Source organism: Anabaena sp. 54 (assembly GCF_017355725.1).
In the GTDB taxonomy this organism is placed as follows: domain Bacteria; phylum Cyanobacteriota; class Cyanobacteriia; order Cyanobacteriales; family Nostocaceae; genus Dolichospermum; species Dolichospermum heterosporum.
The window spans coordinates 59,094-71,770 of the sequence record NZ_JAAVWA010000014.1; the positions used below are offsets into that span (position 1 = coordinate 59,094).

A 12,677-nucleotide genomic window follows, 5' to 3' on the forward strand; every position below is an offset into this window, starting at 1 on the left:
TTCTAAAATTGTTGTAGAGATGTTTCATGGAACGTCTCTACTTTTTTCACCAGATGTCTAATCAATCCCAATTGGCAAATTCATCACTAATATTGCGAAGTAGGGCAGTGATTTGAGTGCGTCGGGTTTCAAAGTTAGCAGCAATGTAAATTAACAAAATACCAACTAATAAACCAACAATCCATTTTAAGAAAGAATAACTCAGACTGAAAATTACTAATTGGTAAATGCTAGTAATTAAAAAAGTACCTGTACCAACATAAAGAAAAGCGCGGACTTTTAAACCTAAGCCAGCGAAAATAGTAATCAGACTAAAAACACCAGGGATAAAAGGCAGATTTTGATAAAACAAAATTGTCCAACCGCAAATTAAACCACTTCCTAACATTCGCAAACTGTGACGGAGAGGTTTGGTTGTTGATAATTTTAGTTGTTCATCTATTTGGGCAATATATAGTAAAGATAAACCAATTGGTATAACGTACCAAAGAGAATCTCTGAAGTTTAAATCATTAAACCAAGTAAATAATGCCCAATCAATTAATATTAAACTGATATATGTAAACCGGATTTGTGTGGCAGCGTTAGCTAAAAAGACGTAGTAAGCAGCAACGATAATTAAAGTAATAGGATAGGTTGTTAGTCCCGTTGTTCCTACAATAATTAATGGGAGAATGTATGCTGTGCGTTGCCAAGGCGTTTTTGACCAACCTAATCTTTGCCAAGGTAGGATATATAGGAAGTAGGCAAATAGGCAGGATATCGCTCCATTCCAAGGTAGTAATTGCTCAAATATTAATCTCCCTATTGGTAAATTTTGTAAATAAATACCAATCATTCCTACTTCTATTAAACCTAAATAAACCCAGATTTCTTGATTTGTTTCTTGGGAATTTTCTTTTGCTTGCCAAATCGCATAGCGAACTAAAAATAATCCTGTTCCTAATACGATAGACGAGTTAATTTGGATAGGTAAAGTCATAGCAAAAAGGAATAAAATACTACTCCAAACCCAATGAAGATGGGCAATATTTTTTAATTCTTGAGAATTTAAACCCAGATAACTAATCAGCCAGGGTGTAAGGATACGGTAAGCATACATGATGCTAGTACCAAGGGCTGACATGGCAATTAAACCATCACCTAAAGCCTCTCCTTTAGATAGGGACATTTGATAAAATAGGAGTTCGTAGGCGGAAATTGATAGGCCGATAATACCAAAATAAAGGAGGGGTTTAAATGCTTCCCTGCGTCTTCCTACTCCAATGAGAATTAAGGCTACACCCAGGGAACAAAAACCTGTAAAATTGGCAAAGGTATTTAATCGCAAAATGACGCTAAATGCACCATAAATAAGGGGGAGAATATGAAAACTATTAGGTAATGTTTGTAATTGATGTTTGCGTCGCCACCATTCACCAAATAGCTGAGTTGTTAAACCGAGAATGATGTTTGCTATGGCGATTCTAATGATTGAATGTTCGCCAAATCCTAATATTTCGGCTGTTAATAATTCTAAACACCAACCAATACCATAAAATGCCGATTCTTTCGATTGTCCCCAACTGCGATAGATGATTGATGCTAAAATTATCGCTGTGGTAATAACATAGATATATTCTGTTTTGATAATGCTTTGATAAATTAAACTGGAATGCAAAGTCAGAGCTGATAATTCTATTGTACATAATGCGATCGCCCATTTATCACTTGCGGCTGCATAAATTATTGCCAATTCTGTACCTTTGCGTAAAAGTACACCACGCCATAGCCATAAACTCAGTATTGTTAATGCAGTAACGACAAACCAACCTGATATTTTTAATTGGATTAAACCAAATACACCTTCACCTAATAATGCAGTCAGGAAACTTAATCCAAAACCAATAATTATTCCTGCATATATTTGGTTTCTTGAATAGCGAGTATGGACTAACATTACCGCTATACCCACACCCAAACCGATTAATCTTATTCCTGGTAATGGTAAAGTTAATAATTGAGAAATCCCTACAGCGAAGACACTTAAAAACCTGTTAGTGGTGCGATTTGGTTCAGTATTACGAATAGCTAAACCTGTTAATGCTAAAGGTGTAATTAACCAAATTACGCCTAAAGAGTTTTGATTTTGCCAATTACCATGCCAATAACTTTCAGCATTTACCCATAATAGAGAAAAACTGATTGCAGCTAATACTAAACCAATATACCATGCACTCCGTCGCGTTATGCCTTCACCAAGACTAAATCCCCATTCAGCTATCATGATAGCTAATAAGATACCAGCCCAAATTTCTTGATTTAAACTTGGTAAAAACCAATTAATGCTAGAAATTAGCGTCAATACTCCCATACCATGAGTTAAGTATATAAAGGGAGGAGAAAAAGCTGCACGACGTTGAATAAATGTGGCTAGAGTAATAGTAGATAATAAAAAATTGATTGTTCTTAATATTGGATTTACCAAACTAATTATTGTTAAACAAATTCCCAAACCTAGAGTTAGCTGTTCTCCAAAATCTGCCAAGTCTTGATTTTCTTGATTATGTAATTTATCTGTTAGCCATAACATCAAAATGACGTAAGGAAATAAAGCAATACTCAATAATACCCAAGGGTGATTTTGAGAATTAGTTAAATGGGTAGCGGTGCTAATTAGTAATGTTTTTAATTCATTAGGAATTAATCTCCAACCTAGCCAAATTGTCTGTAAACCAATTAAGAAAATAGCTAAAAAATCTTTTTGTAAATTATATTTTTGTAACCGACGACTAAAAACCCACAAACTTAAAATGCTGACTATTATAGCTTGGGCTGGTTCTGTTATGACTGAAACTAACCAACCTAATAAAAGTAAACTTCTTCCTAATTCTTCCCAAAGGATAGAAGGATTTGTAGAAGAATTTTTTTCTGATAACCAAATTACTAAACCACCGCAAATCCCAATTGCTAAACCTAATTGAGTAATATTAACTCCAGCTATAAAAATAGCCCTTGTCAGTAAAGTTAATAAAGCGTAAATCAGAAAAGTAAAATATAAACTAATTCCCCATTGTGGAGTTTCTATATTTGTATTTTCTTGCGGTTGGGTTAATTGATTGTAAACAGTAATAGTAGTTGTTCCTATCATTGCTAAATAAACAGCAATTAGGGGAAAATTTGATAACTTCCAACCCCAATGTAAATAACTCAACCCGATAATATTGATTAAAGGTAATTTACCACTGGGAAAATTATTAATAATATTGCGGTTTTGACAAAGTTGATTAGTAATAAATGTCAGGGTTAGCGACGCAATTCCCATCACAACTAAGTTTAATGGATTTTGCCACAAACTAAAGCTATCCATTGCCCAAAAGTTGATAGGAACTAATAACAATGTGACTATTAATAATGTCTGTGCAGTTAACCTTAAATTGCTTTGTTTACCCGCCCAAAATGTAAATCCACAAAAACTCAAAGTATACGCAAATAAAACTCCATACTGTCCAACTGCGGGGAATCTTTCCCATTGACTTGCAGCGAGAACACCGGAGGAAAGCACTACTAAAAATATACCCAAAAACAGCAACCACCGTACACTTAATTCTTCACCAAAAGATTGCAGCATCGAATTAACAAAACTGGGTTTCGTAGGTGGTTTTGTGATGGGTGGTAAAGTTGCAATTAATGGTTTTCGTGGGGGTGTGCTAGGGGTGAAAATTTCCTCTGGTTCTGATGCAGTCTGAGGTGTAAAGACTACAGTGCAAGTGAGATATTGACGGGCTATTTGTTTAACTTGATCATCAGATATTAAACCGAGTTCTAGTAAGTCATCTAATCCTAATAATAAGTCAGGATGATTAGATGGTAGTTTAATGGGAATTTTCTGGGATGGTTCAAAAGGTGATGTCATAATCTGCAACCCTGTAAGTGTATATTAGAAATAGCCCTTTTAAGATGACTGGATAATTTAAAATATTTCAGTCACATTAATACTGACATCAGGAAAAGCTAAAATTGATAAAGTCTGATTTTTTACTAACTTCTGTATATCTTGATAAACTCCCTGGAGAGGATTTCGATATACTTCTATAACTTCCTGATTAACATCTATTAACCAAACTTCAGGAATATTTGCTTCTGCATATAAAGGAATTTTTACTTCTCTGTCATATTTTATCGTTGTGTCGGCAACTTCTATTAACAAAAATATATCTTCTGGTTGGGGGTGTGCAGTTCTATAAAAATCTGCACGGGGTTTTAATAATGCTATATCTGGTTGAGGTTCAGAAGTTTCATCTAATTCTACTGGGTTTTGGACATTAATTAAGGCCAGACCTCCTAATAGCAACGCTAGTAAGTTACTTAAAAATAAAACACAACCTGAGTGTCTTGTACCAATAGGGGACATATCAATCATTTCTCCGCGAATTAATTCTAATCTTTCATTTTCTGACAAAATACCAGATTCAGCCATTTGGTGAAATTGCTTAACTGTAAATTGGTGTCTGAGTAATTGTAAAACCATTGTCGCCTCTATGGGAATTTTAATTAATAGGGGTGAAACTAGGGAATCTATTAAATATTCTACATTTATTTTAGATCTTTTTTATCTGTGATGTAAATACCACATACAGTATAAACGAGATATGATTAGATGGTAGTTTAATGAGAATTTTCTGTGATGGTTCAAAAGGTGATGTCAGAAATTGCAACCCTGTAAGGGTATATTAGAAATAGCCCTTTTAAGATGACTGAAGAATTTACTAAATTAATAAATTACTAAATTACTAAAATAGAACTCTCAATCAGATGTATTTTTCACAATTAGATTTACTATTTAAAAAACAACGTTTTAATCCCAAAGATAATGTTTGAATAAAGAATCTTGCTTCAGGTAAATCATTGAAAATATAGTCTATACTTTCAGGTGTGATATAATTTAGAGCCTGTTTTTCGATTTCTTCATCTTGAGGATTTTCTGTTTTGTACAATTTATGTTTCCATTCACGAGGACTTTTACCATAATTTTTATTTAATTCTCCTCTTGCAGCAGCAACAAGAACTTCTGTTGAAGGAAATGTGGCTAAAGGCATAATTATGGGTAAATATTTTCTAGGATATCCATTTATGGCTTGAAAAGCATAAAATTTTTCAATTGCTTCTCTTAAAATATGCGATAAGCTAATTGCCCAAGTATCAAAATATCGATTTTTATCTTTAAGAATATGTTCCGTATCTGTAGTTATTAAAAGAATATCACTATAGGAAATATCTACATTATCTTTAAACTCCTCAAAAGCTTGGATAATTGTACCACATATACTATCTCTTAGTTCTACTGCTATTTTATTGGGTAAGTAATACCCTTCAGGATTTTTGCGACAGGCATTTTTGTATTTTTGAACATGATCAAAAATATTTTTTCTAATCAGTGGAATAATATCAAATTTGACATTTTCTGATATTTCTTCTAATAAAATACATTCAACAATTTTTCCAAACACTTTATAGTCAGTTGGCCCGTCTCCAACAATTCCCACATTAATAGTATTCATGATATTTTACCCAATTGTCCCTGTGTACCAAAGTTCTGCTAACTGATATTTTGGAATTTTTATTAACTGTTTACCTGTATTTTCTTCAGTTTCATATTCTACCTCATCATCTTTAATCGCTCCAATTCCCACAAGGGTATCAAGTGCAGTGTTTAAGTTTCTTACATCGCTTTGACGACTACGTTTATCTAAACGGACTGTATAAACATGATCAGGATGTTGATTAAATTCTCTTAAAACAGAGGGGCTGTGAGAAGTTAAAATAAATTGTGTTTTTGCAAAACCATCTTGACTAGGTGATGTTGCTTGCCAAATCCAATTCATTAGTTGTTGTATATTACCTGGATTAATACCATTTTCTATCTCTTCTAACATGATTAGAGCAGGTGGTTTCTTTAATGATGTCAGCAAACTAATTACAGCAATTTTCATAAAGCCATCTGATACAAGATCTGGCATAAATTCTTCAATAATACCCTTGCGTCCTAAATCAAATTCCCAGATGAGACTGGAACGATTGGGATCATAACGAACTCCAATAAAACTTGTATCAACAGTTCTCATTTTGGCAATAAATGATGAAAATATACGTTCTTCTTTTTCTTTGACATAACGGAGAAGTGACTGAAAGTTACTTCCTGTTTCTTTCAAATATATTGGGATTAATCTATCTCTCAAATATACGGGGATTGCACTTATTTCAAAGTCATGTTTTTGATCTATATCCTGATTATCTTTCTGTTTGAGAAATGTAGGTTGAAAATGATAACTAAATATATTATCAAAATCCAAGAAAAATAATTCGCATAGTCTTTTTTCTATTCTGTTTAAATCTTGGTCTAATTGTATTTTTTTCCTTAATTCTAGAATAAATCCAGACTGATCATAAACACTATTAACTTCCTTTGGTGTTTCATTGTTGGCTAATGTGATAATTATTGTTTCCTTACAGCCAAAAGCATCCGAAAATGGATCTATTTCATATGTTTCTATTTTATAATTAATTCCTCCAATTATGTTATTCCATAAAATGGAAAATGACATCGGTTCTTCATCTTTAGCAAGCCTGTGTTTATGTGGATATAAATCTTTATTAGCATTTATAGTTTGATCTATTTCATTGTTAAAATTTCCTCGTCTGACAAGATTACAAAAATGTTGTATTCCTGCTAAAAAATTTGTTTTACCAGAATTGTTATTACCAATTAACAAAGTTACTGGATATAATTCTATGGTTGTTAATTTGTGAGTTCTAAAATTCTCTAAAGTAACTTGTTTGAACATGGTAACCTCCCAAAAACAGAATTATTTTTACCTTACCAGTTATGTTAATACTTTACACTATATTTTCGGAAATAGATAAAAAATGGTGGGCATTGCCCACCCTACACTCAAGCAGTTTCCGAAATTGCCCCTTGCATTTTTACAAAAGTATCTATTAAAGTCTGCAATTGTTGATCTGCTTTAAATACTCCTAAACCTCTGGCTGTTACCTTCCCAGGAGAATAAACAAACCTTGCTTTCATGGTGGGAGTGAGGTTTTCTGCTAAGAGATTCCAAGCTGGTTCTTCCATTGGTGTTTCTAAAACAATGTGCTGTTTATTCTCTGGTTTAATGCGGCTAAATCCGAGATTTTTGGCTAATTGTTTTAATTCCATAACTCGTAATAACTGACTAGCTGGAACTGGAATAGTCCCATATCTATCAGTCCATTCAGCGGCAATTTGTTTGAGTTCATATTTTGATTTTACTGTGGCTACAGCGCGATAAGCACTCATTTTTTGATCAAGATCAGGAATGTAGGTTGCAGGGATAAATGCGGTGAGATTAAGGTCAATTTGGGTATCTTCAACTTTGGGTATTTCTTGACCTCTAATTTCTCGAATTGCTTCTTCTAACATTTCCATGTACAAGTCAAAGCCAATGACATCCATTTGTCCAGATTGTTCTGCACCTAGCAAGTTTCCCACTCCGCGAATTTCCATATCTCGCATTGCTAATTGATATCCAGAACCGAGTTGAGTAAATTCTTGAATTGCTCTTAATCTTTGTCTAGCTGCATCGGATAATTCTCTTTGTTTGGGGTAGAATAACCATGCGTGAGCTTGAATGCCGGCACGTCCTACCCGACCTCGCAATTGATATAATTGAGATAGACCAAAACGGTGCGCGTCTTCAATTAATATTGTGTTGACTCGCGGAATATCTAAACCAGATTCAATAATTGTGGTACAAACAAGAATATCAGCATCATTATTACCGAAAGTCAGCATAGTTGATTCTAACTCGCTTTCGTCCATTTGACCATGAGCGATCGCAAATCTTCCTCCTGGTACCATTTCTCGCAATTTTGTCGTAGTTTCTTCAATCCCTTCGACTCGCGGAACTACATAAAATACCTGTCCACCTCGATCTAATTCTTGACGAATTGCACTTCTGACAATATCAGAATTTAAAGGTGCGAGATGGGTTTGAATTGGTCTTCTGGTGGGAGGTGGAGTGGTAATTAAACTCATTTCCCGAATTCCTGATAATGACATATATAAGGTTCTGGGAATAGGAGTTGCGGAAAGAGTGAGAACATCAACTTGCGTTTTGAGGCTTTTTATTTTTTCCTTCTGATTAACTCCAAATCTTTGTTCTTCGTCAATTACTAGAAGTCCTAGATCTTTAAATTGCACACCTTTTCCCAATAATTGATGTGTCCCGACAACTATATCTAATTCTCCAGTCGCTAGACGTTTTTGAATATTGCGTTTTTCTTCTGCGCTGCGAAACCGATTTAGTAACCCCACGTTCACAGGATAGGGGGCAAAACGTTCTTTAATTGTATGATAATGTTGTTGAGTGAGAATTGTGGTTGGGGCTAAAAGTGCTACTTGCTTTCCTGCGGTGACAGCTTTAAAAATTGCCCGAATTGCCACTTCAGTTTTGCCAAAACCCACATCTCCACATACTAACCTATCCATCGGTCTTTCACTTTCCATATCCCGTTTCACATCTTGTACCGCTTTTAGCTGATCTGTGGTAGGTTGGTAAGGAAAAGAATCTTCCATTTCTTCTTGCCAAGGCATATCTGCGGGATAGGAAAAACCTTGTTGTTGAGAACGGGCAGCATACAATTTTAACAAATCTACTGCTAGTTTCTTAATGGCTTTACGGACTTTATTCTTAGTATTTTCCCAGGCTTTTCCGGTCATTTTGTGTAATTCTGGGGCTTTATCTCCACTGGTGCGAAAACGAGATAAAGAACTAACTTGGTCAGCCGCAACTCTTAATAAACCATCTGCATATTGCACAACTAAATAATCACGGGTTTCATCATTAATTGTTAAACTTTCTAATTTAACAAATTTACCAATACCATGACTACGATGAACAACATAATCTCCCTGACGTAATTTATTAGGATCAACTTGTTTAGATGTGGCTTGACGACGTTTGCGGACATAACCAAAATTAGCTAAAGAATGTTGTCCATAAAATTCTCTATCGGTGACAATAACTAATCGAAAAGAAGGTAAAATAAAACCTTCTAATTCTGCTAAACCGGAATATTTAAGGGCAATCGGGATATGATTAATTTGCAGTTTATCAATAGCTTGATAATCACGGGGATTGGGGATAAACTGGGCAGGACAATCATGTTCTTGTAGCAGAGAAACCGAACGGGAAGGTTGAGCCGAAATTATCCAAACTGCAAAATTGCGTTCTCTCTCGTTTCTAATAGTTTCCCCTAACTTGGCAAATTGGTGAGGTGTAACAGGTAAAGGTCTACTTGCTAAATTTAAACCATTATTTTCTTCCGACAATTCTGATAAATATAACTTTCTAAAATTACTAATTTCCCCTATACACTCATCAAAATTTCGATGAATCTTAGGTAATCCAACCGACAACTGACCACTGACAACTGACCACTGACTATTAGCATTTTCCACCCAGCGATCGCTATGAGCATAACATTGTTCTGGTTCATCAATGGCCACAAGGGTATTTGCTGCTAAATAATCCAGCAATGAAGCCGGTTTTGCAAAAGCCAACCCCAAAAACCGCCGACTTCCTTCTAATGTTCCTAACTCTTGTAGAGACGGTTCATGAAACGTCTCTACATTTTCTGTAAGTGCTGTGTTGATAATCGGTGCAAAACTTGTAGGGGTAAGGGTAACTTTTTCCACCTTATCCAAGGCAGAACGCTGGGTAGCCGGGTCAAATTCCCGAATTTGTTCAATTTCGTCGCCAAACCATTCCAAGCGCACAGGCAACTCGGAGGACACCGGAAATACATCCACAATATCTCCCCGTCTACTCCATTGTCCTTCAGTTTCCACTAGGGGAACTCGTTCATATCCCAAAATCGTGATTTTTTCCCCAAACCCGTCTAAATCAAATTCCATCCCTTTTTCTAAGGTGACACAAAATGATTTAAACGCATCCGGTGGTGGCAAATGCGGCTGCAACGCCCCCACTGTCACAATTATGGCAGTTCTTTGTTTTGGCAACTGACCACTGACAACTGACGACTGACCATTGATCAAATCAGCTAATACCTGCATTTGACCCCAACTCAACTCATTTTCAGGGTCAAAGGGTTCATAGGGAGAAGCTTCGGAAGTCGGGTAAAAGTGGACAGTTTTCCATCCCATTGCTTCCATTTGGGCAAAAACCCGCCCAGCTTCCTCTAGAGTGGCACAGACCACACATAAATCCTGATCTTCATAATTTGCTAATGCTGAAGCTACCAGTCCTTTGGGTAGCCGAGAAATCCCATTTAACCGCAATTCCTGTTGCTTGTTGAGTTTAGTAATTAGTTCTGCGGTAAGAGGCGATCGCGCCAAAGCACGCACAATAGAAGATAAGGACATAAGTTTTACGCTAAAAAAGGAAGTCGCTGCTGACGTGAAAATCTCGAATTATTTCCTGTTAACCATTTTAAAAGTCTTAACCCCTCTCTTGACGATAAATAGGAAAGAATCAAACCGAACTACTCATAGACAGAAGCAATATAGCTATTACTTTGTGTATAGTCAAAGTATTTAGAGAATTACCTAAAATACTGGATACTAAGATCAGTTTGATTGAGTCAGTAACCCAGCCCTAAAGGGACTGGGCTTGCAAGAGTAATCAAGCAAGCCGTACTGACCAGACCACCCTGAGTTTACTCTCATGGTAGCCGTTATTTGAGTCACGACACCCCGGAATGCGAAGCTAGTTCCCTGCTCTGTCGCTTGTGATTAAACAGTTCTAAGGTCACTGGAACAGTGTTGCAAGCTCAAGCAAGCTCTTATAACAGGTCGAAGCTAACATTACCCCAGAAATGGGAGTTGGTTTCCAGATTCCAATCAAAAATCTGGTTTCAATTTTAATATCCACAGCGGTTAAAACCGCTCGTGTCGTTTCCCTCTCAGGTCTAAAGACGCGCTCGTTTCCCACTTACCGGGTGTTCTTATGAACACTGGGCAACTTCTGATCACCGTATACTTCTATTCTTTATACCAGCAATTTTAAAAATGTCTTCCTTCACGTTTGAAATTTTAACGATTTTGGTGCTAATTTTCGCCAACGGTGTATTTTCCATGTCGGAAATGGCTGTAGTTTCAGCCCGGAAAGTCAGACTACAGCAGTTAGCCAATCAAGGGGATATTAACGCCAAGGCTGCATTAAAACTCGCAGAATCTCCCAATCATTTCCTCTCTATCGTCCAGGTAGGGATTACACTCATCAATATTCTGAATGGTGTCTTTGGTGGTGCTACCATTGCCAAAAGATTAGAAGATTATATCAAGCTAATTCCCATTTTAGCTAATTATAGTAATGCGATCGCCTTTGGCATCGTAGTCCTACTCATCACCTATTTTTCCCTCATTGTCGGCGAACTCGTCCCCAAACGTCTGGCTTTAAATAACCCCGAAAAAATCGCTGCTTCAGTCGCCATACCCATGCGGGCTTTAGCAAAAATAGCTTCACCCATAGTTTATCTTTTGAGTGCATCTACAGATTTAGTTTTGCGAATATTAGGAATTACCCCCTCTGCTGAACCACAAGTTACAGAAGAAGAAATCAAAATTCTCATCGAACAAGGGACAGAAGCGGGAACATTTGAAGAAGCCGAACAGGACATGGTAGAGAGAGTTTTCCGGTTAGGCGATCGCCCCGTCACCTCCTTTATGACACCCCGACCTGATATAGTTTGGTTAGACTTGGAAGATCCCCCCGAAGAAAACCGCCAAAAAATGGCAGAAAGCGGTTATTCTCGCTATCCCATTTGTCAAGAAGGACTAGATAACGTTCTGGGGATTATTCCCGTCACCGACCTATTAGCCAGAAGTTTACGCAACGAACCCTTAGACTTAACTCTAGGATTACGTCAACCCGTATTTGTCCCCGAAAGCACACGCGGTTTAAAAGTTTTAGAATTATTCAAACAAACCGTCACACACATGGCTTTAGTCGTAGATGAATATGGCGTAATTCAAGGCTTAGTCACCCTTAATGACATCATGAGTGAAATTGTCGGTGATGTTCCCACAGAACCAGGACAAGAAGAACCTGAAGCCGTACAACGGGAAGATGGTTCTTGGTTAGTAGATGGAATGTTAGGAATAGAAGAATTTTTAGAACTATTTGATCTTGAAGAATTAGAACATGAAGAAAGAGGAAATTATCAAACATTAGGCGGTTTTGTCATCACCCATTTAGGCCGGATTCCCGCAGCCGCAGATCATTTTGAATGGGATGGTATGCGGTTTGAAGTTATGGATATGGACGGAAATCGGGTTGATAAAGTCCTAGTAGTACCCAATGTGATGAGTAATTGAAGTCAGGAGGTAGGGGCGCAGGGCCTGCGCCCAGTCAGGAGAAAGAAGCGTTACAGAAATCTGGTTTGGATAAAATTCATGTAAAATTAACTCTTCCTTATTTAAAGCTTAACTTTTCTAATGTTCACTAGGGTTAAATTCACTTTTTGCTGCAACATTAAAATTCCCCCCCATTACCTTCAAGTGAAAAGGTTTGGGGGATTATTTTAGGGCTTAGGCATTGACATCCCAAAGCTGAAAACGACGCAATTTCGTTTATTAATATCATGGTAAGTTAGTGAGCGTGCATAAGCCCTATATTTGTTAAAATATCCTCAAC

Annotated in this window: 6 protein-coding genes; 1 reads left to right on the plus strand and 5 read right to left on the minus strand. The window is 36.6% G+C overall.

The annotated features are described in order from the left end of the window. Positions 1 to 61: 61 nt before the first annotated feature. The 5 genes from HEQ36_RS14410 to mfd all read right to left on the minus strand — a co-directional run bounded on the left by HEQ36_RS14410 (position 62) and on the right by mfd (position 10,405). Positions 62 to 3,895: a DUF2157 domain-containing protein gene (locus HEQ36_RS14410; protein WP_168636331.1), complete on the minus strand. Its 3,834-nt coding sequence runs from the start codon at positions 3,893 to 3,895 to the stop codon at positions 62 to 64. A 57-nt stretch (positions 3,896 to 3,952) separates the two neighbouring features. Beyond that, a complete protein-coding gene (locus HEQ36_RS14415) occupies positions 3,953 to 4,510 on the minus strand; it encodes a Uma2 family endonuclease (RefSeq protein ID WP_053538791.1) in 558 nt (185 codons plus the stop codon). Between the two features lie 280 nt (positions 4,511 to 4,790). Continuing rightward, entirely contained in the window at positions 4,791 to 5,540 is a 750-nt protein-coding gene (locus HEQ36_RS14420) for a hypothetical protein (protein WP_168636332.1), read from the minus strand. Positions 5,541 to 5,546: 6 nt separating this feature from the next. Beyond that, the gene (locus HEQ36_RS14425) at positions 5,547 to 6,824 is read right to left on the minus strand and encodes an AAA family ATPase (RefSeq protein ID WP_053538789.1); all 1,278 of its coding nucleotides are present in this window, start codon (positions 6,822 to 6,824) and stop codon (positions 5,547 to 5,549) included. 107 nt (positions 6,825 to 6,931) lie between these two features. After that, positions 6,932 to 10,405 (minus strand): transcription-repair coupling factor, encoded by a 3,474-nt coding sequence (mfd, locus tag HEQ36_RS14430; protein ID WP_168636333.1) that lies wholly within the window; start codon positions 10,403 to 10,405, stop codon positions 6,932 to 6,934. A 645-nt stretch (positions 10,406 to 11,050) separates the two neighbouring features. On the opposite strand from mfd, the gene HEQ36_RS14435 reads away from it, so the two are divergent. Further along, positions 11,051 to 12,358, plus strand: a complete 1,308-nt coding sequence (locus tag HEQ36_RS14435; protein ID WP_168636334.1) for a hemolysin family protein — start codon at positions 11,051 to 11,053, stop codon at positions 12,356 to 12,358. Positions 12,359 to 12,677 lie beyond the last annotated feature (319 nt).